This is a genomic window from Ensifer sp. LBL, assembly GCF_050435225.1.
Taxonomy (GTDB): Bacteria; Pseudomonadota; Alphaproteobacteria; order Rhizobiales; family Rhizobiaceae; genus Ensifer.
On sequence record NZ_JBNDJY010000010.1, the window covers coordinates 40509 to 64766 of the forward strand.

Annotated in this window: 22 protein-coding genes; 9 read left to right on the top strand and 13 right to left on the bottom strand. The window is 61.8% G+C overall.

Translation table 11 applies throughout. The annotated features are described in order from the left end of the window. Nucleotides 1-76: 76 nt before the first annotated feature. Nucleotides 77-1108 (top strand): porin, encoded by a 1032-nt coding sequence (locus tag OKW20_RS29735; protein WP_429178050.1) that lies wholly within the window; start codon nucleotides 77-79, stop codon nucleotides 1106-1108. A gap of 335 nt (nucleotides 1109-1443) precedes the next feature. Here the strand turns inward: OKW20_RS29735 and OKW20_RS29740 are convergent, their stop codons facing one another. The 7 genes from OKW20_RS29740 to OKW20_RS29770 form a co-directional block, all read right to left on the bottom strand. Next, the gene (locus OKW20_RS29740) at nucleotides 1444-2046 is read right to left on the bottom strand and encodes an alkylhydroperoxidase domain protein (protein WP_429178052.1); all 603 of its coding nucleotides are present in this window, start codon (nucleotides 2044-2046) and stop codon (nucleotides 1444-1446) included. Between the two features lie 20 nt (nucleotides 2047-2066). Continuing rightward, a complete protein-coding gene (locus OKW20_RS29745) occupies nucleotides 2067-2684 on the bottom strand; it encodes a CMD domain protein (RefSeq protein ID WP_429178054.1) in 618 nt (205 codons plus the stop codon). Nucleotides 2685-2722: 38 nt separating this feature from the next. Further along, the gene (locus tag OKW20_RS29750; RefSeq protein ID WP_429178056.1) at nucleotides 2723-3769 is read right to left on the bottom strand and encodes a putative FMN-dependent luciferase-like monooxygenase; all 1047 of its coding nucleotides are present in this window, start codon (nucleotides 3767-3769) and stop codon (nucleotides 2723-2725) included. 27 nt (nucleotides 3770-3796) lie between these two features. After that, entirely contained in the window at nucleotides 3797-5437 is a 1641-nt protein-coding gene (locus tag OKW20_RS29755; protein ID WP_429178058.1) for a dipeptide ABC transporter ATP-binding protein, read from the bottom strand. Next, on the bottom strand, nucleotides 5434-6315 hold the full coding sequence (locus tag OKW20_RS29760; RefSeq protein ID WP_429178060.1) for an ABC transporter permease: 882 nt from the start codon (nucleotides 6313-6315) through the stop codon (nucleotides 5434-5436). The genes OKW20_RS29755 and OKW20_RS29760 overlap by 4 nt, the downstream gene beginning before the upstream one ends. Then, complete coding sequence (locus OKW20_RS29765) at nucleotides 6312-7256, bottom strand: ABC transporter permease (protein ID WP_429178062.1); 945 nt, start codon at nucleotides 7254-7256, stop codon at nucleotides 6312-6314. The genes OKW20_RS29760 and OKW20_RS29765 overlap by 4 nt, the downstream gene beginning before the upstream one ends. A 66-nt stretch (nucleotides 7257-7322) precedes the next feature. Beyond that, nucleotides 7323-8960, bottom strand: a complete 1638-nt coding sequence (locus OKW20_RS29770; protein ID WP_429178064.1) for a TIGR04028 family ABC transporter substrate-binding protein — start codon at nucleotides 8958-8960, stop codon at nucleotides 7323-7325. A gap of 331 nt (nucleotides 8961-9291) precedes the next feature. On the opposite strand from OKW20_RS29770, the gene galE reads away from it, so the two are divergent. Beyond that, the gene (gene galE, locus OKW20_RS29775; protein ID WP_429178066.1) at nucleotides 9292-10278 is read left to right on the top strand and encodes a UDP-glucose 4-epimerase GalE; all 987 of its coding nucleotides are present in this window, start codon (nucleotides 9292-9294) and stop codon (nucleotides 10276-10278) included. A gap of 55 nt (nucleotides 10279-10333) precedes the next feature. Here galE and OKW20_RS29780 read toward each other — a convergent pair whose 3' ends face one another. The 4 genes from OKW20_RS29780 to OKW20_RS29795 all read right to left on the bottom strand — a co-directional run bounded on the left by OKW20_RS29780 (nucleotide 10334) and on the right by OKW20_RS29795 (nucleotide 14655). Next, a complete protein-coding gene (locus OKW20_RS29780; RefSeq protein WP_429178068.1) occupies nucleotides 10334-11347 on the bottom strand; it encodes an acyltransferase family protein in 1014 nt (337 codons plus the stop codon). After that, on the bottom strand, nucleotides 11344-12627 hold the full coding sequence (locus tag OKW20_RS29785) for an O-antigen ligase family protein (RefSeq protein WP_429178070.1): 1284 nt from the start codon (nucleotides 12625-12627) through the stop codon (nucleotides 11344-11346). Before OKW20_RS29785 ends, OKW20_RS29780 begins: the two co-directional genes overlap by 4 nt. 8 nt (nucleotides 12628-12635) lie before the next feature. Beyond that, nucleotides 12636-13907 carry a polysaccharide biosynthesis/export family protein gene (locus OKW20_RS29790; RefSeq protein WP_429178072.1) on the bottom strand — a complete coding sequence of 424 codons (1272 nt, stop codon included), beginning with the start codon at nucleotides 13905-13907 and terminating at the stop codon, nucleotides 12636-12638. Between the two features lie 67 nt (nucleotides 13908-13974). Beyond that, on the bottom strand, nucleotides 13975-14655 hold the full coding sequence (locus OKW20_RS29795; protein ID WP_043612706.1) for a sugar transferase: 681 nt from the start codon (nucleotides 14653-14655) through the stop codon (nucleotides 13975-13977). A 191-nt stretch (nucleotides 14656-14846) separates the two neighbouring features. Here OKW20_RS29795 and OKW20_RS29800 point away from each other — a divergent pair, with 191 nt between their 5' ends. The 3 genes from OKW20_RS29800 (at nucleotide 14847) to OKW20_RS29810 (ending at nucleotide 16930) form a co-directional block, all read left to right on the top strand. Beyond that, nucleotides 14847-15107, top strand: a complete 261-nt coding sequence (locus OKW20_RS29800) for a hypothetical protein (protein ID WP_429178074.1) — start codon at nucleotides 14847-14849, stop codon at nucleotides 15105-15107. Between the two features lie 299 nt (nucleotides 15108-15406). Then, on the top strand, nucleotides 15407-15685 hold the full coding sequence (locus OKW20_RS29805) for an exopolysaccharide production repressor protein (protein ID WP_043612708.1): 279 nt from the start codon (nucleotides 15407-15409) through the stop codon (nucleotides 15683-15685). A gap of 231 nt (nucleotides 15686-15916) precedes the next feature. Next, entirely contained in the window at nucleotides 15917-16930 is a 1014-nt protein-coding gene (locus OKW20_RS29810; protein WP_429178076.1) for a glycosyltransferase family 2 protein, read from the top strand. Nucleotides 16931-17017: 87 nt separating this feature from the next. On the opposite strand, the gene OKW20_RS29815 is transcribed toward OKW20_RS29810, so the two are convergent. Both OKW20_RS29815 and OKW20_RS29820 read right to left on the bottom strand, forming a co-directional pair. Beyond that, nucleotides 17018-17965: a polysaccharide pyruvyl transferase family protein gene (locus tag OKW20_RS29815; protein WP_429178078.1), complete on the bottom strand. Its 948-nt coding sequence runs from the start codon at nucleotides 17963-17965 to the stop codon at nucleotides 17018-17020. An 88-nt stretch (nucleotides 17966-18053) separates the two neighbouring features. Continuing rightward, a complete protein-coding gene (locus tag OKW20_RS29820) occupies nucleotides 18054-19019 on the bottom strand; it encodes a glycosyltransferase family 2 protein (protein WP_429178080.1) in 966 nt (321 codons plus the stop codon). 121 nt (nucleotides 19020-19140) lie between these two features. On the opposite strand from OKW20_RS29820, the gene OKW20_RS29825 reads away from it, so the two are divergent. The 4 genes from OKW20_RS29825 to OKW20_RS29840 all read left to right on the top strand — a co-directional run bounded on the left by OKW20_RS29825 (nucleotide 19141) and on the right by OKW20_RS29840 (nucleotide 24256). Continuing rightward, on the top strand, nucleotides 19141-20625 hold the full coding sequence (locus OKW20_RS29825; protein ID WP_429178082.1) for a lipopolysaccharide biosynthesis protein: 1485 nt from the start codon (nucleotides 19141-19143) through the stop codon (nucleotides 20623-20625). 408 nt (nucleotides 20626-21033) lie between these two features. Then, nucleotides 21034-22149 (top strand): acyltransferase family protein, encoded by a 1116-nt coding sequence (locus OKW20_RS29830; protein WP_429178084.1) that lies wholly within the window; start codon nucleotides 21034-21036, stop codon nucleotides 22147-22149. A gap of 2 nt (nucleotides 22150-22151) precedes the next feature. Continuing rightward, nucleotides 22152-22934: a glycoside hydrolase family 16 protein gene (locus OKW20_RS29835; protein WP_429178086.1), complete on the top strand. Its 783-nt coding sequence runs from the start codon at nucleotides 22152-22154 to the stop codon at nucleotides 22932-22934. Nucleotides 22935-23032: 98 nt separating this feature from the next. Continuing rightward, nucleotides 23033-24256, top strand: a complete 1224-nt coding sequence (locus tag OKW20_RS29840; protein ID WP_429178088.1) for a glycosyl transferase family 1 — start codon at nucleotides 23033-23035, stop codon at nucleotides 24254-24256. Nucleotides 24257-24258 lie beyond the last annotated feature (2 nt).

Sequence of the window (24258 nt, forward strand, 5' to 3'; positions counted from 1 at the left end):
AGGTAACCGATAAATCTCTGGGGGACACCAGGGCCGGGCCTTGTTGACCTTGATAACCATTAGAGAGATCGATCGAATGACTATCAAAAGCCTTCTTCTCGGCTCCGCTGCTGCTCTCGCAGCAGTTTCCGGCGCCCAGGCAGCCGACGCCATCGTCGCAGCCGAGCCGGAGCCCATGGAATACGTTCGCGTTTGCGACGCTTTCGGCACTGGCTACTTCTACATCCCGGGCACCGAAACCTGCCTCAAGATCGGCGGCTTCATCCGCTTCCAGACCTCGTTTGGTCCGGACGAAGTGAACGGCCGTCAGGGCTGGGGCAACCGCGGCACGTCTGACTGGGATTCGTTCTCGCGCGCTTACATTTCGTTCGACGCCAAGAGCGACACCGAGTTCGGCACGCTCACCGGCTTCTTCGCTGGTGAATTCAACGCCGATAACGACTCCGACGAAGGCGACAGCCGTATCGACGTTGACGAAGCCTACATCCAGCTCGGCGGCCTCAAGGCCGGCTTCTTCTACAGCTGGTGGGATAAGGGCCTGAACGGCGAATCCGACTCGCTCGGCAACAACACCGAGTTCAACTCGATCGCCTACCTCTATGACGGCGGTTCGTTCCAGGCCGGTATCGCCATCGACGAACTCGAAGGCACCGAAACCACCAAGAAGAACGGCGTTGGCGTTGAAGCCATCGTTTCGGCTACGGTCGGCGGCGTTTCCATCGACCTGCTCGGCGGTTATGACACCGAATTCGAAGAAGGTGCGATCCGCGCCCTGCTTTCGGCTGACCTCGGCCCAGGCACGTTCCAGCTCGCTGGTATCTGGGCCTCGGACCCGAACGCCTACTGGAAGGCTTCGGAGTGGACCGTTGCAGCTTCGTACGCCTTCAAGGCAACCGACAAGCTGAAGATCACCCCTGGCGCTCAGTACTGGGGCGACTACAAGTTCAACAGCGACCTCGACCGTTGGCGCGCTGGCGTGACCCTCGACTACGCGATCACCGAAGGTCTGGCGACCCGCGTGTCGGTTCAGTACAACAAGGAAGACCTGACGGCTACGACCGACCGCGACTACGTCTCGGGCTTCGTCCGTCTGCAGCGTAACTTCTAATCCGATTAAACTCGGATGAAAGAAGCCCGCAACTTCGCAAGAGGTTGCGGGCTTTTTCTATGGCGAAAGTAAAGTCGGCCCCCGTTTCTTGTTCCAGACTTAGGATAGGCCGGATTACTTCGCCCAGAGCCAGCATGAGCGCTTTGCGTGATTGCAGTCCTTTTGCATTGCCTCCCGCATGCTGCCCCAAGGGTTCACCTCCAACGCGGAATCTGTTGCGCCCGCGCACAGCCGGGAGACACGTGGGGTGACGCACATGCGAAAGCCCGCAAAATCTCTCGACCTTGCGGGCTTGGTTGTGTCTGGTACCGGTTGCAGCAGATCGGGTGGGCGGCTCAGCTTGCCGGTGTCGGCTCTCCAAGCGAGAGCATCAGCCGGTTCGCCCAGTTGAAGAATGCGGCACCATGGATGACGTCGGCGATCTCCAGTTCGTCGAGGCCCACTGCCGAAAGTCGGGAGATGTGCTCCTCCCCGAAGACTGGCGGGGTCGCTGTCAACGCCACCGAAGCGGCGACGATTGCATTCCAGCGTTCGCCGAGATCGGTTTCGACGCCCTCGTCGAGGAGCTTCTGCACATCCTCGCTACGCTTGGAGTGATGCGAAGCGAAGCGCGAATGGACCGAAGCGCAGAAGATGCAGCCGTTGGATCGCGACGCCGCGGTCGCAGCCAGTTCGCGTTCGGCGCGCGGCAGGCCCGAGCGCGTGTTGTAGAAGATGTCCTTGTCGGTTTTCGTGCGCGCTTCAAGCACTTCCGGATCGCGCACGAGCAGACGGAAGTAGGGCGACTTTGCGCGTCCAGCCTCAACCAGACCTTTGAAGTGACGCTCTGTCAACTCTTCCTCCGGCAATGGCTGCAGCCACGGTGTCCAGCCGATCTCGGCCTGCGTGAACGTAACAGGCGGGTTTTCGACGATCGGGATGATGGCATGTTCGGTCATTCACACGTCCTCTCGAGTTCTTAAGCCGCAGCGCGCTTCGTGGCGGTCGACAGCAATGCAAGGCCGGCGATCACACGGATCTGAAACGCGACGAAGGAAACCAGCTGTGAGAGGGTCACGACAGCATTTGTCGTCCAGCCCGCGTCGAGCAAGGCCTGCAATGCCTGCGGGCTGGCATCACGCAAGTGGAACACGAGCAGGTGGGCGTGTTCCAGCGCGGTGGACAGCTTGGGGCCAAGCGCCTCGCGGCTTGGCTGCGATACTCGGTAGAGCGGGCCGGTTTCGTTCTCGTCCTTGAGCGGACCGTCGGGATAGTTGCCGTAGGGGCCCGTCGCCCGCCCTGCCCCGATCTCGGCCTTGATGACCTCGACCAGCCAGCGATCATCGCCACTTTCCTCGAACGGGCTGCTATAAAACTCGAAAATGTCGGGCTGACGGTGCAGGCCGGCAACGAAGCTCGCGATCGCATGACGCTCCGCCGCCGACACGTCGCCGAAATCCGCCGACTGAAAGAGTGCGAGATAGCTCTTCTGTGCCTGTTCGCGGGTTTCCGGCCTTTGGGCGCGAATGCGGTCGAGCGCCGATCCGGCAGTAATGCCGGCCAGCAGATCGATGATATCCGGTGACGTAGTGGTCATGACGTCGTCTCCTTTGCAAGATGGGAAAGCAATCCGTTTCAACCGACAGCGCCGAAGCGCCGGGCATGGAATTTCTCCTGTGGCGACCAGCCGAGCGCTGGCGCGACCTTGGTGGCGATGAGCTCGATGGATCGCAGAATCAATGGGTGCGGCGGATCAACGGAATGAACCTGGAACACCAGATCGGTGACACGCTCCAGCGTCTCGTCTGCGCTGAGACTGGCGATGACGTCGTCAACGGAGCCGACATGCACGTCGAAGGCCGCAATCAGATCGGCAAGTGAATTGCCGGGAACCGTATGACCGCTAGCGATCAGTCGTTCCGCACCCCGTCTCAAACCAACCTCGGCAAGTCGCAACGCTTCGGCGCGGCTGTCGGCAACGAACAGGCTGCGAGAACCGAGGATACGCGGCGCGCGGCCGGAAGGGAGCGTATGCAGATAGGCGTCGATGATCGGGTTTTGCAACTCCGCCAGCGAAGCGTGCGGATTGTCTTCTGGCCGCGGTTGGGTGCGTGACAACATCAGGCCGTCGCCGGCGCGCCCTGCCCGCTCGCCGCCCGCCACCGAAAAGGTTGCCTGCCAGATACGGCCGAGCAGTTGCGGCGCTGCCGGGTAGAGGCGATCTCCGCCTGGAAGCCCACGGCCTGCCCAAGCGTCGAGAACCGTTTGGAGATGCCTGCCGAAGATCGCGCCGCGATCGGCGCTTTCCAACCCAAAGGCCGTGAAGGAGGACGGCGTGCCGCCGGTCCCGAACCCGACCTCCAGTCGCCCGCCGGAGAGCAGATCGAAAACGGCGGCGTCCTCGGCCACCCGGATCGGATTTTCGAGCGGCAGCGTAATGACACCGGTGCCGAGACGGATGCGCGTCGTCTCCGCCGCGACATGGGCAAGGAAAACCAGAGGTGCCGGAAGGCCGCCTTCGTCCGCGTGGAAATGGTGCTGCGCCACCCAGGCCGTGTCGAAGCCGAAACGCTCGGCGGTGACGATCTGCTCCTTTGCGTAGTAATAACGGGTGCCCGCCGGAACGTCGTCGAGCAGCCGGGTAAAAAAGCCAAGGCGTTTGCGTGGCGTCGTCTCAATCATGATTGGTCCTGTCTGTAGTCCGTTGCTTCAGGCCGCAGCCCGGCGGTTGCGCCCGGGAATGGCATTGATCAGCTCACGGGTGTAATCGCTGCGAGGGTTTTCGAAGACCTCGGACACCGTTCCGCCATCGACCAACCGCCCATCCTTCAGAACCGAAACGGCGTCCGAGATCTGGCGCACCACGGCGAGGTCGTGGGAAACGAAGAGATAGGTGAGTCCGAGGTCGCTCTGCAGTTCGTCCAAGAGATCGAGAATACGGGCCTGCACGCTGACGTCGAGTGCGGAAACCGCTTCGTCGAGCACAACCAGTTGCGGATCGAGCACAAGCGCCCGAGCAATGGCAACGCGCTGGCGCTGGCCGCCGGAAAGCGCATGGGGCCGCCGTGCAAATGCCTCCTCAGGCAAACCAACGCGACCAAGGATCGCCCTTGCCTTCTCCTCGCGATCAGAACGTGGGAAACCCGAGTAATTCGTCAGCGGCTCGGTCACGATCTGCAGCACGCTTTGACGCGGGTCCAGCGAGCCGTAGGGGTTCTGGTAAACGAGCTGGACCTTGCGGCGGAACTGCCTAAGCCCTTCTCCCGTCAGGCCCGAGACATTGGTGCCGTCGATCTCGATCCGCCCGGCCGTCGGCCTGTCAAAGCCGACGATGCTGCGTATCGTCGTCGTCTTCCCAGACCCGGATTCCCCGACGATCGCATGGGTCGTTCCCCGGCGGACGCGGAAGCTTAGGTCGTCGACGGCACGTTGCGGGGACCCGCCGTCCTTACGAACGAATTCGCGGACAAGGCCCTCGACGACGACGATATCGTCCGGGGCCTCAGCAACGGGTGATCGAACCGTTGCCAGCCTCGCGGGGGCGGTAAAGGACGGCGCGTCCGAAAGCAGTTGTTTTGTGTAGGGACTGCGCGGTGCGGCCAGAATAGCGCCCGTCGCGCCCTGCTCCTGGATCCGGCCGCCCTGTAGGACGACGATCCGATCGGCCCGGTCGGCGGCAACACCGAGATCGTGGGTCACCAAAAGCACGGCCGTACCATATTCCGTTCGCAGCTCGTCGATGAGATCGAGAATGCGCTTCTGGACCGTGACGTCGAGCGCGCTCGTCGGCTCGTCGGCGATGATCAACTGCGGCTTCAGCGCAATCGCAATCGCGATCAGCACCCTTTGGCGCATGCCGCCCGACAGTTCATGCGGATATTGCCGTGCTCGAAGTGCTGGCTCGCTTAACCCGACGCGGGCAAGAAGAGAGATGACGCGGGCCTCGATCTCGTCGGAACGCAGTGCCCTGTGGATGCGAAAGATCTCGCCGAGTTGGGAGCCGATCGTCTTGACCGGGTTGAGCGAACTTCCCGGATCCTGCGGCACGAGACTGATCTTCGCGCCGCGCACCGTGTCCAGTTGTCGATCCGTCCAGCGGGCGATATCGGTTCCATTCAGCTTGATGCTGCCTTGCTCCACCCGGCCATTCGCAGCGAGCAGACCGATGATCGCCTGGGCCGTCGTCGTCTTGCCGGAACCGGATTCACCGACAAGCGCCACAACCTCGCCTGGATTGATGCGAAACGAAACGTCGTGAACGGCGCGGCGCTCGCCGCTACCGTCAGCATAGGCGATGCAGAGGCCCTCGACCTCGAGAACGGGCGGAAACGGTCCAGGTATGACGGTCATGCTGCGGCCCTTCCGAAAGATTGGCTGACGCGATTGGCAGCCAGCACGACGAGGACGACCACGACGCCGGGCGCGGTGGTCAGCCACCAGGCAGTCGAGATGTAGTTGCGTCCCTCGGCGATCAGCAGTCCCCATTCCGGGGTCGGCGGAGGCGCGCCGTAGCCGAGAAATCCGAGCGTCGAAATCTGCAGAACGGCCGATCCGAATTGCAGCGCGGCAAAGGCGACGACCGAGGTCAGGGAATTCGGCAGAATATGGCGCCACAGAACCGAGGCGAAGGTTCCGCCACTGCCGAAGGCCGCCTCGACATAATCGCTGCGACGCACGCGCACGACTTCCGCCCGCGCCAACCGGGCAAAGCCTGCGACCGAGGTAACGCCGACCGCGATTGCCGCGTTCACGGTTCCAAAGCCGAGCAGGATGATGATGCTGAGCGAAAGCAGCAGCGGAGGGATCGACAACAGCACGTCGACGACGCGCATGATCGCATCGTCGAAGCGACGCCGCACCGAGCCGGCGACGACGCCGAGACCGGTGCCAACGGCAAGGCCCAGCCCGACGGCGACAAAAGCACCGGTCAGCGAATGAACGGCCCCGTAGACGATGCGCGCATAGAGATCGCGCCCGAGCGCATCGGTTCCGAGCAGATGGTCAGCGCTCGGTCGCTGCAACTGCGCGCCACCGACGCCTTCAACTGGGTTGTAACCTGTGAAGAGCGAAGGGGCGACCGCCCAGAGGAACACGGTGCCAAGGATAAGCCAAGAAAAAGCCAACCCTAGGGGTACGCGACGCAGCCGCGATGCCGCGCCATTGCGCCGTTCGCTCTTTGCCCTTGGCGCCGCAACGGCGTCATCGTGAAGCGTATCGAAGGTCGTCATGCAACGGCTCCCGTTTTGGTCCTGAGCCGTGGGTCGAACACCGGATAGAGCAGGTCCACAGCGAGATTGATGATCACGAAGGCGAACGCCGACAGCACTACGATCGCCTGAAGCACGGCGGCGTCCTGGCTGCCGACCGCGCGTTCAGTCAGTCCGCCGATGCCGTTCAGCCCGAAGACGGTCTCCGTCACCACGGCCCCGGCGATCAGTTCGCCGAAGAGGACACCGGCTATCGTTAGCGTCGGCAGCAGCGCATTCTTTGCAACGTGCCGCCAGAGAACCCAAAGGTGGGTGGCACCCTTTGCCCGCGCCACGGCGACGAAGGGGCGCGTTATCACCTCATCGATGTTGCGCACGAGCACCTGCGCCAGCGGCGCGGAAATCGGCACGGCAAGTGTCGCGACCGGCAGGATCAGTTCCTGCCAGGGACCAGGATTGATGACGGGCACGAGCTTCAGGCGGAAGGAGAAGATCTGGATGAGCATAATGCCGAGCCAGAAGGTCGGGACCGAAATGAAAAGCGAGGGAACCGACTGCAGCGCGCCACGCAGCCACGCAAACGGCGCGAGACTGGAGAGGAAAGCGATGACGGTCGCCAGGACCGCAGCTAGCAGGAAGCCGAGCCCCGCGAGCTTCAGCGTTGCCGGCAGATGCGCGGCGAGCAAGCTTGAAACCGGAACGCCGGCCTGAACAGAGTAGCCGAAGTTGCCGGCCAGGAAGTTGCCGAGGGTCCGCACGTACTGCACCGGCACGGAGCTGTCGGCGGCATAGGAAGCGCGGATTTCGGCGACCTGTTCGGCGGTCAGGCCGAGCTCGGGGTTCTGGAACTTGATGAGGATCGCGTCGCCGGGCATGGCCTGCAGCAGCACGAACGAGATCGTGAATGCGGCCCAAAGCACAAACAGGGCCTGAGCGACACGGTTGAACAAATAGGCGGACATGATCCCATCCTCGCAGGCGGATTTCAGAGACGGCGGCCACCGGCCTTGCAGTGGCCGCCGAACCAATCAGTGTTCGGCAAGCCAGGTGCTGTAGAAGCTTGGACGCCCGACGGCCTCGAAGGCCACGCCCTGGACGTAGGGCGCACCGGCATAGGCCTGCGGTTCCTCGAAGATCGGGATCGCATAGGCCTGGTCGACGACGTAGTCCTGGACTTCGCCGGCGATCGCGAGGCGCTTCTGGCGATCCGGCTCGGAGGCGAGCGCATCGAGCAGACCGTTCAGTTTGGGATCGACGAAGCTCTGGACCTTGTCGCTGAGCCCGCCCTTCTGGCGCAGCACGTCGCGGTTCTTCGGATAGTACTGGCTCTTGATCACATCGGGATCGGCACGGCCGACCATGGCAGGCGACACCGGCGTCTTCAGCGGATCGAGATCATCCACCGTCTTGCTGCCGCTGTCGCCGGCAAGAACGCTCAGCTTCACGCCCACCTTGCCCCACTGCTGCGCGACCAGCTGCAGCGTTTCCTTGTTCTGCGGCTGCGGCAAGGACTCGTAGGCTGTCAGCACCAGTTCCTTACCGTCCTTCTGGCGTAGGCCGTTGGCGCCGACAGACCAGCCGGCCTCATCGAGCAGGGCCTTGGCCTTTACGGGATCAAAAGCGAGCTTGGCCGAGATGTCCTTGTAGCCGAGCGCCGACGACGCGATGATCGAAGTGGCTTGCGGATAATTGGCCGAGAACAGCGTGGTGACGATTTCCTTGGTGTCGGTCGCGTACAGCAGCGCCTGGCGTACCCGGATGTCGGCCACCAACGGGTTGTCCGGGCGGAAGACGACACTGTTGTTCACCCCGCGGGTGGAAGGCGCGTAGATCTGATAGTCCTGCGCCTCGACTTGACCCTCGTCATAGGCCTGGACCTGGCGGATGAAATCCGCCTGCCCTGCGAGCAGTGCACCGATGCGCACGCTGTCTTCGCCGGTGATGATGTACTTGATGCCGTCGAGATAGGCGCGGCCCTGGTGTTCGAGCTTGGCCGGGCCCCAGTTGTATTCCTCGCGCGCCTTCAGGTTCAGTTCCTTGCCAATCGTCTCGCTCTCGACGACGAACGGACCGGAGCCGATGATTTTCGTCGCGTCACCAAGTTCTTCGAAAGGCAACGCCAGCGTGCTTGCGGCCACCAGGCCCGAACCGATCACGGACGTTCCCTGAAGGAACCCCGGCGACGGCTTCTTGAAGTAGAACTTGACTGTCAGCGGGTCGACGACTTCGCTACGCTCGTAGTTGTTGATCACCTCTGAAACCGGCTGCTTCAACGCCTTGTTGCCGAGGCCGAAGACGTCGTAGTTCTTGGCAACGGCAGCCGCGTCGAGCGGCGAGCCATCGGAGAACGTCACGCCCGGACGAATCTTGAACGTGTATTCCGTCGCATCGGCGTTGACCGTCCAGGACTCGGCGATCCAGGGCTCGATCTCCAGCGTCATTGGGTTCTGATAGGTCAGCTTGTCGGTGATCTGGTTGAGGATGCCACCGTTCGGATAGAAGCCGCCGGCCGGCGGGTAGAGGTTCGTATGGGCCTGCTGCTCCAGATAGATCAACGTGCCGCCCTTGACCGGATCTGTCGTTTGCGCCTGGGCGCCGCTCAGAGCCAGGCCAGAGGTCGCAAGTGTGGCGAGCGTCAGCGCCAGGCGTTTCAGTTTCGTCGTCATGAGAGCCTTCCTTCAGAAATCTGGAGGCTATGGTACGACCGCGGCCGGCATAATCAATTAAATCTAGTAAATTAATATGCTATATGTTTTACCCGAACCGAAAGAAGCATCTAGCGCGCCGTCGCCCGGGAGATAATTGTCCCTTCCCGCATTTTTCCCACCGATTTTGACGGGCCAGGATCGACAGAAGTGTGGAAAGAAGCACGCTGGTAACCACCGCCACATACGCGACATGGACACGTGCTTGATTGCGCGCGGCATTGACACCATTGTCGTCATCCGTTGAAAAATCTTGGCAATTTCTCTGAACCTCCCAAGGATCGTAAGCATCATGGAAAGCAACAAAGTCCTCGTCGTCGGCGGTGCCGGCTACATCGGCTCGCATACGTGCCTCGAACTCGCCAACAAGGGTTTCGAGCCGGTCGTTTACGACAACCTTTCGAATGGCCACGAGGAATTCGTCAAATGGGGCGTGCTGGAAAAGGGTGATATCCGCGACCGCAAGCGGCTCGACGAAGTCCTTGCCCGTCACAAGCCACGCGCCATCCTGCATTTTGCCGCGATGATCGAGGTGGGTGAATCGGTGAAGGACCCGGTTTCCTTCTACGACAATAATGTCATCGGCACGCTGACCTTGCTTTCGGCTGCCCTTGCCGCCGGCGTCGAAGCTTTCGTCTTCTCGTCCACCTGCGCCACCTATGGCCTGCCGGAGAGCGTGCCGATCGACGAGCAGCACCGCCAGGCGCCGATCAATCCCTACGGCCGGACCAAGTGGGTGTGCGAACAGGCGCTGAAGGACTATGGGCAGTACAAGGGCCTGCGCTCGGTCATCCTGCGCTACTTCAACGCCGCCGGCGCCGATCCGGAAGGCCGCATTGGCGAGTGGCACGAGCCGGAAACGCATGCCATTCCGCTCGCCATCGACGCCGCCCTTGGCCGGCGGCAGAGCTTCAAGATCTTCGGCACGGACTACGACACCCGCGACGGCACCTGCGTACGCGACTACATCCACGTGCTTGATCTTGCCGACGCCCATGTGCGCGCGGTCGAACACCTGCTTGCCGGCGGCGACAGCGTCGAGCTCAACCTCGGCACGGGCACCGGCACGACCGTCAAGGAACTGCTGACGGCGATTTCCGAGGTTTCCGGACGTGAATACCAGGTTGATCTCGTCGACCGCCGCGAGGGAGATTCGACGACACTGGTCGCCAACAACGACAAGGCTCGCGACGTGCTGGGATGGGTTCCGAAATACGACCTCACCGACATCACGCGCACGGCCTGGAACTGGCATTCCCGCCGCAATCAGGGCGTTTGAGGCTTTGGTGGCGCTGGTGCGGCTGTCATCGCCGCACCAGGATCGCTCCGACGCCTCAGGCCGTGTGCTGTAGCGTCCTTGAGAAAAAGCCCGAGCGCAGACGGGTGGCCAGCGGTTTCTCGATCAGAACATAGGCGAGAACGCCAAGCGCGGTCCCGGCAGCGATCGCCAGCAACCCCGATGCGAGCGGCCCAATCCCGATCATTCCACAGGCCTTGACCACGACCGAAATCGCAAAGGTATGCCAGAGGTAAATCGAGTAGGATGCGTCGCCAAGCATCATCGGCAGCCTGCGCGGGCGAAACCAGCCCTGCGCCTCGAGCGCCAGCGTTCCCAAAACCAGCATGACGGCCAAGGGTCCGAGAATGAACTCGTCGAAAGGCAGGCGAAGCACGGCAACCGCCGCGAATCCCGAAAATGCACCGGCGAAAAGCACAAGGCCGGACATTGCGCCCGGCACCCTGCCTCTCAGCCAGAACTCGGCGACGATCATTCCTGCCACGAATTCAAGAATGATCGGCCGCGTATAGGTGACGAAAAGCGCGTTGTCGCTGTCGACGGCAAAGCCGATGGCCACCAGCGCTGAGAAACAGCCCGCGATCGCCAGCAGCCGCCTCGACCGCGGCAACAGCAGCGTCAGGGCGAAGACCGCATAGAAGAACATCTCGTAGTTCAGCGTCCAACCCTGCACCAGCACCGGCCAGATTTCGCCACTGCTTGGCGATCGCACGGGAATAAACAGCAGCGAGGAAAGCACATGTCCATTGCTCAAGACGAGATTGGGAAACAGGCCGGCAAGACCGCCGATGACCATCACCGCGGTCGCGAGCCAATAGATCGGCGCGATCCTTTGAACGCGATCACGCAGGAAGGCGAGCGGTGACACCGGCCGCCGCTCGCTGATCACCCACATAATGAAGCCGCTGATGACGAAGAAGACATCGACGCCGGCAGCACCGATCGCGAAGTGGTGCCCGGTGCGTTCGGCGGCGTGAAAGATGACGACCCCGAGCGCTGCGACGGCCCGGAGATACTGGATGCCGTAGATCGTCGTCGGAGGGCTGATCATCGATACCTCAGTCGCAGCGGGATCTCCGATACGGCCGGCGCGGGACGATCTTCGACGCTCTGCTGCGTACGCGCTTCCGGCAATGTCAGCTTTCCGGCGGCGAAATAGAGCAGGAACGAGCCGATATGATAGGGGTTCATGATGTCGATCTCGACGAAGGACCGCACCAGCAGCAGCAGCGCTATGCCGAAAAGCACCGAGGATTGCGTGTCGTGGTCCTGCGTCAACAGCCGCTTGGTGTGTCCGAGCACGGTTATCAGCAGGATGCCGGACAAGAGAACGAGCCCGATTGCCCCGGTCTCCACCATCGCTTCGATAAAGGTGTTGTGAAAATGGAAGCCGGAGCGCGTGGCGATATAGAACTCTTCCCAAAGACGCTCGGGCTCCGAGAAACCCTGGACCCAATAGGCCTGATAGCCGACACCGACCAGCGGTGACGACATGGCGGCCTCGATGCCCTGCTGCCAAAGATAGGTTCGCCCGGTCAGGGTGGAATCCTTGCCGAAAAGGCCAAGGACAAGATCGACGCCGCCGCCATAGATACCTGCAACGGCAACCATGACGGCGCATACGGTAGCTGCGAGGAAGAGACCCTTGCGGTGTGCCGGCGACAATAGGCCGACGACCCGCATGCCGAGCCAGAGCCCGAGGATGACCACGGTGGTCAACACCGACGTCGCCGATTGCGAGGCAAAAAGGGAATAGGCCGACAGCATCGCAACCAGGCCCGATGCCGCGAGCCACAGGCCGCGTTCACCAAGCGCGATCGGCGCGACGAAGGCGAAATAGATGCCGAGCGAGGCGTAGAAGCCAAGCTGGTTCTTCGAGGCGAAGGCGCCGACGAAACTGTAGGTGCCGTCGAGCGGATCGAGGTGGTAGACGCCGAAGAGCAGCGAGTAGACGAGAACGACGCCGGTGCCTGCAATCGCGCCGCGCACGAGCGTCCTGATGCCGACGACCCGCATGGCAATCAGGGCACAAATCACGTGGGAGAGATACTGCACTCCCGTTCGCGCCGTCATACCGGGCGCTGCCGACCAGAAGACGGACAGGCAGGCGAAGATCGCGAAGCCAAGAACCCAGAGGCGGATGCCGTAGTTGCCGAGCACGCGACGATAATCGACCAGCACCAGCGGCAGCCAAAGGCCATAGTAGAGCAGGATCGATGCCTGCCCGAAACGCGAGGAATAGGCGAAGATGAAGAGCGATAGCGCGATCGCAACGGTGCCATAGACACCATTGCGATCGGCAGAAATCAGGCTCGCCTTCGAAATCTTCACAGCCGGTCCTACTGCGTTGCCAGGTTGGCTTCGACCTTGATCACGTCACCGGGCAATACAGGCGTATTTTCGTCGGCGGCGATCTCCGTCGGCTTGCCGTCGCGCTCGCGCATGATCGAATAGGCGATCGTGGCCTCCGCCGTATTGTCCTTCGACTGCGCGGCTTCGGCCGATTGCAACAGCGCTTCGGCCATCAGATCGCGGCTGGTGCCGAGCTTGATCGAGAGCGTGTCGAGTTCGGCCTCGGTGTTCTGCAGGTCCTGGGCCAGTTGGGCGTCCCAATCGTTGCGAAGATTGGTCTCGTCCTGCCCCGCCTTGCTGACATCCTGCTTCGCCTTCAGCGAAGCGGTGTCGATGTCGAGAAGAGCAGCCTGCAGTTCGGCGACGCGCTGCTCCAACGACAGTTTGCGCTGGCTGAGCGCCAGCCCCTTCTCGGCAAGGCTCTCGACCTTCTCGCGGTCTTCGACGACGAGCTCGAGCTGGCGATTCTGTGTTTCCGTCTTCTTTGCCAGCGACTGGATTTCGCTTTCGAGCAGGGACTTCAGATCGGCGAGCGCTTTCAATTGCAGCTTCTGCTTCCTGTCGCGCGAGGCCATCAGCGCCGTCTCGTTGGCGAGAAGCTTGTCGATGCCCGGTACTCCTTGAAGGTCCTTCGGTAGCTCGATGCCTTCTTTTTCTGCGATCTCGGCCTGAAGGCGGGCACGGCGGATCAACAACCGGTTGCGCTCGGACGTCTGGACGCTCGAATCGCCATGCGCATTGATGTAATCGCGGGCAAAGCGCTGACCGCTTTCGGAGCGACGCAGACCGCCGCCGAGGCTTACGGCCTTCAGCACCGTGAGATTGGGCGCAAAAGGATATTCGCCGGGCTTCTGCACCTCGCCCGCGAGATAGACCGGGCGGTATTGCGCAAGCTCGACGGAGGCGGACGGTCGGTCACGCAGACCGAAGAGCGTCTGCATCTTCTCGCCGATCGCTTCGCCGACTTCGGTCGTCGTCTTGCCGGCTGCCGGCAGGTCGCCGATGAAGGGCAAGGAGAGCGCTCCCGACGGACCGACCGTGTACTCGCCGCTGACAACGGACCAGTCGCGGACGGCTCCTTCAGCAGTCTGCCATTCGGCCACGCGGATCCTCAGCCTGTCCATGGTGCCGAGTTGGTACTCGTCGGCCCAAGCCGGAAGCGCGAAAGTGAGCGCCGCGGCGATGAGAGCGGCGCGACGCAGGAAACGGGGCAGCGTACGCGGCATGCGCGACTTTCCCGACAGATTGTGTTTTTTCATTTGGGCTTCCCGAATGAAGGGGCGCCGTCCCGCGACCGGTCGCGCGGGCTTTCCAGGCGCTGTTTCGTCAGTAGCTGCCGCGCGAAAGGCAAACGGCGGGAATGGTCCTGACAACAATGGAAAAGTCGCTCAGCAGCGACCAGTTCTGGACGTATTGGGTGTCGAACGCGATGCGGGTTGCGTAGGAAACGTCGTTGCGCCCGCTGATCTGCCAAAGGCCGGTGAGACCGGGGCGGGATTGCAGGTAGTAGACGGCGGCGCTGTCGTAGAGTTCCAGTTCGTCCTCCACCACCGGGCGCGGACCAACGATGCTCATTTCACCGCGCACGATGTTGAAGAGTTGCGGCAGCTCATCGAGGCTGAGTTTGCGCAGCACGCTGCCGACGACCGTGACACGCGGGTCATCCTGCAGTTTGCGCGTCGCGCGCCATTCCTCATAGGCGGCCGGGTTGGCCTTGAGATAGTCCTGCAGAATCCGGTCTCCGTCAGGGCGCATCGTGCGGAACTTGAGGCACCGGAAGTACTTGCCGCTGTGGCCGACGCGGCGGTGGCCGTAGAAGATGCTGCCGCCGTCGGAAAACTTGACGAGCGCCATGAGCATCAGGAACAGCGGGCTTAGGAAAACGAGGGCGAGGGAAGCGGCAAGCACGTCGAAGCCACGCTTCGAAACACCACCCACAGGCGGAACTGCCGCAAACTCTGCGGCACTGAAAAACGGCGAATTGGCCGATCTGGTCGCAGACTTCATAGAGGTGACTCCATTTACGTTTGGCGATTTGTCGGTCTCCCCAGAAGGGGCCTTTAGACCACGCTGAGGCGCGCTCATCTTGAATAATGAACGTTTGGTAAGGATTTGCTTTTTGAAGGCGAAATAAAGGCGGGCATCAGCGCCGCAGCCAAAATGCGTATATCACCACTTTCGAATATGAAATATTTCCCGTGACGGCTGCCGTTATATTATTGCTAGAAAAAGTATCACCTGGCACGTATTCCTGTATTGTTTTCGACATGCCAAATTACATTTCCGGAGAAGTAGCGATATCTTCGCAGGCCGATGTTTTCCTTGAGCTTCGGGCGCGTGATTTTCCCTGCTCCGAAATTGCCGGCAGCCGATATTTCGCAAATTTTGTTGCGGCGCACCAAGTCTTTGCGGCGCACACAAACGCTCGCAACATCGTTCAAACTTGTAATAAAAATTGATCAGCACGTGAGTGCGGCGGCAACCATCAGGCGACGCGCCGACCGCTTTCCGACGGGAGGTGGAAAATCAGCTGCCGACGTAGGCTCGCGTCACAATGGCGCTTGGGGCCAATCAACTGATTTTGATTCGATCGTCGCTGTTCGAAACGCGACATAAAGATTTGCCTGTTTCTATGGAGCAAAGCGGCGGCTATTGCCGGTTGCAGCCGATGTCCGTCGCCAATATATTAACATTTGCAGAGGAAAGGCCGATTTTGCGATGACGTCTGCAACGATAGAACCGATTGCGAGCTAGTGCCATGTACGCACCACGCGTCTTCGTGAGTATGATCGGCGCCCTAACGGTTTTTGCTGTCGTCACCTATTTCCTCAATGGCTCGCTCACATCCACCCTGATCCAGACGGCGATCTGTGCGGTACTCATTCAGATCGGCTACTTCCTCGCCGTCGTCTTCCTCATCTGGAGGAAGGCGCGCGAGCGTGGAAAAAAGCAGGCTGAAGTGCTGCAGTCGGCCAACGACGACAAGCCGGGCAGCAATAGCCACCGTCTGAACCGCCCCGGCCACTTCAACCGTTGACCGCAAGGCCGGGTCGGCCCGCCTTCCCATTCTTCAAAAAAATCTCTTTCGACGCGGTTGCGACATGATCGCCCTGCATGGTGCCGCCCGTTACGGCAAGATTCAATGCCGGCACTGCATGAACTCAGTCACCGATGATCCGGCTTCATCATGCAGCGATCGAGAACTGGTGCAGTCCATTTGGCCGATAGGCGCCGCGCTGCCCGCGAGACAGGATACTGGAGGCCCCCCATGACCACAGTCGCCCGGACAGATGTCTGCGTCATCATTGCTGCAAAGAATGCCGAGGCGACCATCGCCCGTGCTGTCGCGTCGGCGCTGGCCGAACCGGAAACCGCCGAAGTGATCGTGGTGGACGACGGGTCCACCGATCGGACCGTCGCTGCAGCACGTTCTGCCGACGACAATAGCGGCCGACTGACGATCGCACGCTTCGAGAGCAATCGCGGCCCTTCAGCGGCTCGCAACCATGCGATCGCCATCAGCCGCTCCCCGGTTCTGGCGATCCTCGACGCCGACGATTTCTTTCTACCGGGCAGGCTCGGCCGACTGCTCGCAGAAGACGAATGGGATTTCATCGCCGACAACATCGCCTTCATGGGCGAGGCCGCAGCGACTGGTGCGGCTCCAAGGGTCGATGACTTCCCGCCGCGGCCGCGCCTTCTCAGCCTCATTGATTTCGTCGAGGGCAATATCTCGCGGCCGGGCGTGAAACGTGGCGAGATCGGCTTCCTGAAGCCGCTGATGCGCCGCCGCTTCCTCGACGAGCATGGCATCCGCTATCAGGAGGCGCTTCGGCTTGGGGAGGACTACGACCTCTATCTTCGCGCGCTGGCCAAGGGCGCGCGCTACAAGGTCATTCAAAGCTGCGGCTATGCGGCAATCGTGCGCGGCAATTCGCTGAGCGGCAGCCACCGGACCGAGGATCTCAAGCGCCTCTACGAGGCCGACCGCGTCGTCCTTGCCGCAAACGACCTCGACGGTGAAGCGGCGGCTGCCGTGCGACGGCACGAGCGTCACGTGCGTGGCCGCTACCAGCACCGCCACTTTCTCGACCTAAAGAAAGAGCGCGGCGCAATGGCCGCAATCGGCTACCTGATGCGCCGTCCAGGCGCCGCACCGGCCGTGACGGCCGGCATTTTCGCCGACAAGACGGAGCGCTTCAGACCAGGCCAGGATGCGGCACCGAACAGCGCTGCGTCTGTGCGTTACCTTCTGCCCGTCGGCGCCAAGCACGCGCGCTAGCAGCAAGCTTGGCGGCGTCACCGCCGCGCCGAACCATCGTGGGTGGAAAACGCTCCGGCTTCCAGTCCGGAGCGCGTTTGCGACGTGCTAGAGGTAGGCGCGCCGCACGGCGGCCAACGCCTCCTGGAAGCGTTCCTTGCGTTCCGCGAGCCGGCTGTCGCTGCTCAATTGCGGCGCTGCCCGGCTCGCCTGCCACAGTGCCAGCGTCGACGGCGCCGCGAGAACCTGCTTGGCAGCACTGCGCAAGAACGTCTGACGCGGTTCTCTGGCCGCAACGATCACCTCGTCGTCAGCGGATCGCAGGTTCGCAGCCTCCGGCACGGTCTGCGCCTCGAAGCCCATGCCCCAGAAACGCGCGCCCTTGATCATCGCTTCGGTACGGCTGGAGACCGGCACATGACGGGGACGGTATTCGACCCCGACGGTTTTTGCCCAGTCGTTCCACTTGAAGCTGTTGATGCTTTCGGATGTCGTCACCGCCACCCAGGGAACGCGGAATGTGTCGGCGAGAATCGCCCCGTGCATCGATTCGGCCACAATGAACTCCGACTGCGCGATCTCGCGGATCACGTTCTTGGCCTCTCCGCGGGGGTCGATGTAGTGCAGGCCGACAGTGCCGCAGGTGACGGGCCACATGCCGGCGATCGCGCTTTCCCAATGGGGAATGAAACTGCGCTTGTACAGTTTCGGCAGGTCCCGGAATTCCGGCATGTCGGCGACCATGACCGCGGGATCGACAATGCCGCGCTCCGGCGCAAGGCCGATCTTTTCGGCCGTCAACGGCCCGCGCACGCAGCGAAGATCCCATTCGGCGGCATCGCGCATGTCCGGCAAGGTGCCGTAGCCAAAACCACTGCCGATCACGAGTTTGCGGACGCCGTCGGGCAGAAGCGCACGGTTGAGCACCGTGCCAACGCCGACGAGGAGGATGTCGTCATGGACATCGCGAAAACCCGGCAGCAGGAAATCCCAAAGCCAGAGGTTGAGGTCGTCGCCGAAATTGCCGTGCTGAGATTCCCAATAATAGGGCTTCATGGGCGGTCCCTTCTTTCAGAATGCGAGATAGGTTCTATGCCGCGCCTGGCGGCCTTGTTCTTCCTCCGAAAAGGCGTTTCTGTCCGGATCAGCGTGAACGGGAGAACTTGCCGACGGCAAGCTCGAATGCGCTCTGCAAAAGCTTCGGATCGCGCAGGACCCAACGCGCCAGCAGCCGGAACTGCGGCGACTTGCGCCGCTTCAGACGGCGCGCCTGGCTCCAGAGCGCCTGGCGCCGGGCCGTATGCTGGTAGGACTGGATCGACGCGACGGCCGATGGCCTGCGCGAAAGCCGGTGCTCCAGCGTTTCAAGGGCAACAAAGGTGTTGAACTGCTGCTGCAGGAACTGCGGCGAATCGTTGTCGATCGAGTGGAAGATGTTGATGCCCTCCCCGCGCACGGCACCGGCCGCATCGCAAAGCACGACGCGGCTGGAAGCCAGAATGCAGTCGCAGAAGAACAGCACGTCCTCGGCCGCAAGACGCAGCTCGGCATCAAAGCGCACCGTCTCGAAAAGCTTGCGGCCAATCACCATGCAGGAGAGGTGCAGGAAGCTCCAGTTCCGCAGCATGACATTGGAAAGGTCGGGAATTTCGACGACAAGCGGGCTTTCCTGCAGGCGCACGACCGTATCGCTCTCTGCGAGATCGGCCACGCCGAAATGGTAGTAGAACGCCTCGCTGCCGGTGATCGACGCCCAGTAGCAGTCGGCGCCATATCGGCTCATGCTGTCGACCGCATTCTGGAGGTGATCGACGGTCCAGACATCGTCGGAATCGAGGAATGCGGCAAAGGCCGAGTCAGCCGGAACGTTGTCGAGCCCGGTGTTGCGCGCACCGCCGGGACCCTTGTTTTCCTGCCGGATCACCGTCAGGCGTGCCCGCTCGCTATCGGCAAGCGGGTTCAATTCCTCATCGATCGGGTAAGGAGATTGATCGTCTATCACCAGGACATGGAAGTCTTGATAGCTCTGGGCAAAGACGGACGCCAGCGCGCGCCGAAGAATACCCGGCTCCTTCTGGTAGTAGGGAATAATAACAGTCAGCTTCGCCATCTTTTCGCCCCTGGGGTTTCTCTAAAAGAGTAGTGCGTGGTCTCCTCCCACCGGGTCGCGACCTCTAATCTAGCGCTTGCCCTTTGTCGGAATTCCTTCAAAGGCATCACGGGATGCTCACATGCCTTCAAACGTAAACGCCAAGTCTGTGACTCGGAACGTCGGCTGGAGCGTCCTTTCAAAGACAGGCACATTCGGGCTGAAGTTTGTCACCGTGCCGATTTTGGCGCGCATCCTGACGCCGGAAGAGTTCGGAACGGTCGCCGTCGCGCTCACAGTCGTGCAGTTTCTGGCGATGATCGGTGGCGCCGGTCTTGCCTCGGCTCTGGTCATCCAGCGCGATGAGGACATGGAGCTCATCCACTCCGCATTCTGGGCCAATCTGGCGGTCTCGCTGATGATGGCGCTTGGACTTTTCGTCTTCGCCGGACCGCTCGCGACCTTGCTCGGCGCACCGGAGGCAAGCCATCTGCTGCAGATCATGAGCCTGCTCATCCCGCTGCAGCTTGCGGGCGATGTCGCCTATGCGCTGCTTGCCCGCCGGATGAATTTCAGCAAGGACGCAGTCTGGACGATGCTCTCGGAAATCCTCGGCGCCCTCGTCGCGGTTGGGGCCGCGCTTCTCGGCTTCGGGGTGTGGTCGCTGCTTGCGCAGCTTTTCGTTTCGGCGTTCATCCGGCTTGCCGGGCTCTATGCCGTCTCCGGCTACGTCCCGCGTTTCGTGTTTTCGGCACGGCGCGTTCTTTCGCTCTGCCGCTTCAGCTTCGGCATGATGGGCTCCGAGATCGCCAACTTCATCACCTTCCAATCGCCGATGGTCGTCATCAGTCGCTATCTCGGTCTCTCGGATGCCGGCGCCTACTCGGCGGCGAACCGCTTTTCCAGCATTCCCAACCAGATCGTCCTTTCGGCGGTCATGGGCGTCCTCTTTCCCGCCTTCAGCCATATGGGCGACGACCGGCAGCGGCGCTCGCAGGCGCTGATGCTCAGCACGCAGGTCACCACCGTGCTGCTCGCGCCGATGATGTTCGGCCTCTGGGCGCTTGCCGAGCCGGCGATGCTCGTGCTCTTCGGCCAGCAATGGGCTTCAGCCTGGCCGGTGCTCGGCTTGCTCGCCCTGTCGAAGGGCCTGCTGACACCCTGCAGCACCTACATTCCCTATCTCAAGGGTATCGGCCAGGGCGCGACCCTCTTCTGGTGGGCGGTGATCCGGGCGATCGCCACCACCGCCGCCGTCGCCTATGGCGCGATCGGGGGATCGCTAGTGGAGGCGATGATCGCGCTCTGCCTCGTGAACCTCGCGACGCTCGTCGGCTATTCCTGGGTTGTCTTTCGCGCCGACCAACTGCCCTTCCTGCGCGGCTTCCTGATTTCGGTGAGGCCGCTGGTCTCGGCCTTCATTATGGCTGTCATCGTCAGATTGTTGCTGGACAACTACGGCGCGCTGCTTCCAAGCGCGGTGCTCCAGGTTCTCGCCGGTGCGGCGATCGGTGGCCTGATCTACCTAGTGCTGGTGCTCGCCACCGAACGGCCGCTGTTGGCGAAGCTCAACGATATGGTTCGTTCCCGCGGTGCTTCGGCCTCTGTGCCGGCCGCAGCCGAGTAGCGGCTGGAAGAGCGCCAAAGCCTGCCCCACCCTTGCCGTATTTCGGCAAGGAATAACGCTTGCGTGATCGTTTCTACTGAAAAGTTGAAGAAAAATCGCACAACTTCTCAGCGTTACACATGCACTTCAACAAGCATAAGCATCTGAAAATCAGCCGTTGGTAATATTCCGCAACTGACGCCCAGGTCGTGGTTTTTTCCCACTCCACGCGAGTCTATAGGCCTATTTTCCTATCATTATCGAACCTTCTAATGTTGCACTGCAGCAGACCAAGGGCGATTCGTTTGTTGCGACGCCATATTTTGATCCGTGCCCGAGCCTACTCTTCTGGGTGCGGGCTCTGGTCTGCTCTGTTGAAACGGCCGCTTCAAAACGCGCTGCCAGATGGGGGTGACGGACATCGTTGATGTGAACGCGAATATCTCCTCGCGGATCAATCTGATGCGCATCGTGCTGATCTCGGGCATTGTCTTCGTGCATGTGCCCTATGATCCGGCGACCAGTCCGTATGTCGGCACCTATGGCGGCATCGACTGGTTGCGCATTTTCCTGGGCGACAGCCTCTTCCGTGTCGGTGTCCCGTGTCTCAGCGCGATTTCCGGTTATCTCCTGTTCCGCCGCGGTCTCGACAATTTCGACTATAGCCGGACGTTGAAGACCAAGGCACGGACCGTTCTGTTGCCATTCCTGTTATGGAACCTGGCGTTTCTCGCGCTGGTTTTCGTCGCGCAGACCAAGGACATCAGTTCGGGGTACCTGCCCGAGGTCGTCGGAGCCAGCCCCAGGGAATGGCTGAGCCTGGCCTTCGCGCTTGAGGATCTGCCGATCAATCTGCCGCTCTATTTCCTCCGCGACCTCCTGCTTTGTATCGTTCTTTCGCCGGTGCTCGCCTGGCTGATCAAGCGCTATCCGGCACAGACGCTCGCCGTCCTCTTCGCCTATGCGGTTTTGCCCGTTCCGAACGGCATCTTTCTGAAGAAGTCGATCCTCTTCGGGTTTAGCGCCGGCATCTACATGAGCCTGCATCGCATCGACGTCCGCAGCTTCGATCGATTTTCCTGGCCTATTACCATCGCGTTCATGAGCGCAGCCGTGCTCTTGTCCGTCCTGCTCTTTCAGTTTGGGCCGAACTTTCCCGTGTGGCTCGAAATGCTGCGCAGCCTGATTGCGATTTCCGGCATCGTCGGCTCCTGGGCCGTTTCCGCACTGCTCGTGCGCACGAACATCGGCGCGGCACTCTCGCGCGGCAGTGGCCTCAGCTTCTGGATCTTCTGCACGCATTTTCCGCTGCTCGTGCTTCTCTGGATGATCTGGAACCGATCGGACATCGGTTACTATCCGGCGTTCTACTGCGCGGTTCCGCTCATCACGATCGCCCTCCTCGCCGGCGCCTACGCGCTTTCCGAGCGCTGGCTGCCCGCCCTCACCGCCATTCTCACCGGCAGCCGGACCGGCTCCGCCCGCGACATGCGTGCGCGGACAGGGGCTGTTCGCGCCGGTCCCTCCCCCCAGCAAAGGACCTGACCATGAGATCGAAACGACCTCACCGCCTCGCCCTGCTCACCCTCCTCGGCGCCGGCCTTGCCGGCCCGGCCCTGGCCGAAGGAACCGCTACGGGTACCTCTTTCATCGACAATTTCGATACGCTCGACACTGCCGTCTGGTACGTCTCGGACGGGTGGAACAATGGCGGGCATCAGAACTGCACCTGGTCAAAGAAGCAGGCGAAAGTCGCCAACGGCATCGCTGAACTCACGTTTACCGAAGGAAAACTCGGCGAGCGCAATTACGCCTGCGGCGAAATCCAGACCCGAAAGCGCTTCAGCTACGGCACCTACGAGGCGCGGATCAAGACGGCCGACGGCTCGGGGCTGAACTCCGCCTTCTTCACCTATATCGGGCCAGCCGACAAGAAGCCGCATGACGAGATCGATTTCGAAGTGCTCGGCAAGAACCCGGCAAAGGTTCAGATCAACCAATACGTCTCGGCCAAGGGCGGCAACGAGAAGCTGGTCGATGTGCCGGGAGGCGCCAACCAAGGCTTCAACGACTACGCCTTCGTCTGGGAGAAGGAGCGCATTCGCTATTACGTAAATGGCGAACTGGTCCACGAGGTCACCGACCCCGCAAAGATACCGGCCAATCCGCAGAAGATTTTCTTCAGCCTTTGGGGAACGGACACCCTGACGGATTGGATGGGCGCCTTTGCCTACAAGGGTCCCTCGATGATGCAGGTCGACCGGGTGGCTTTCACCGCACCGGGGGACGACTGCCAGTTCCCTGAGTCGATTGCCTGCAAGACGAACTAGCCGACGAGCGGGAGCACGGTCGGCAGCCTGGCTCCCGCCGCTGCACGGCGCGAAATTTGAACCATGCCCGGCGCGGCCGGACAGAAAACTGGATGTTCATGCTGAAGATACTTTACTTCGCACAGGATCTTGCCGACCCCGCCGTTCGCCGGCGGGTGCTGATGTTGCTTGCAGGCGGCGCAAAGGTGACGCTTGCAGGCTTCAGGCGCGACACAAACCCGCTGGCGACGATCGAGGGCATCGTACCGGTCGAGCTCGGCACCACGCATGACGGTCGGTTCGTTCAGCGTGTCGCTGCGATCGCGAAAAGCTGCATCTCGCTGAAGCAGGCGCTGCGCGGCGTCGAACGTCCAGACCTGATCATTGCCCGCAACCTCGACATGCTGGCCATCGCCAGAAAGGCCGTCAGCCTCTTCGGCGGTGACATGCCGATTGTCTACGAATGCCTCGACATTCACCGACTGCTCCTCTCCCCCGGCATCGCTGGCAAGGCATTGCGGGCAAGCGAGCGCGTGCTCGGCCGTGACGCGCGCCTCTTGATCACCAGTTCTCCCGCATTCGTCGAAAACTATTTCCGCCCGCTATCGGGTATCTCGGCGCCGACCATGATGCTTGAGAACAAGGTGCTCGAGCTCGACGAAACCGATGCGCGGCCATCGGTGACCGCTGCCGCCGCGCCGACGGATGGCCCGTGGCGGATCGGCTGGTTCGGTGCTCTGCGCTGCCGCAAATCGCTGGCGCTGCTGGCGTCCTTCTCGCGCCGCATGGAGGGCCGCTTCGAAATCGTGCTTCGCGGCCGGCCGGCCTATCGCGAGTTCGACGACTTCGACGGCATCATCCGCAACGAACCTTTCATGACGTTCCACGGCCCCTATCGCAGCCCGGAAGAGCTTGGCGCGATCTACTCCGACGTGCACTTCACCTGGGCAATCGACTTCTTCGAGGAAGGCCAGAACTCCAAATGGCTGCTGCCGAACCGGCTCTATGAAGGCTGCCGCTTTGGGCGGGTGCCCATCGCGCTGCGCGGCACCGAGACCGCGCGGTTCCTGGCCATACGCGGCCTTGGCGTGCTGCTCGACGAAGCTGATCCCGCCGCACTTGCCGCGCTCATGGGGTCGATGACCTCAGAGATTTACGACGCCACGTCCCGGCGGATCGCAGCCTGCGCGCCGGAAACCTGGATCTTCAATCGCAGCGATTGCGAGGGTCTCGTGCGCCGCCTGTCGGCCGTTACGTCCGCCGCCCCGCCGCGCGTCGCGCTGGAATTCCCGCAAGCACATCAAAATGCCTCAACGCCCCAAAACGAAGGTGGATTGTCATGAGC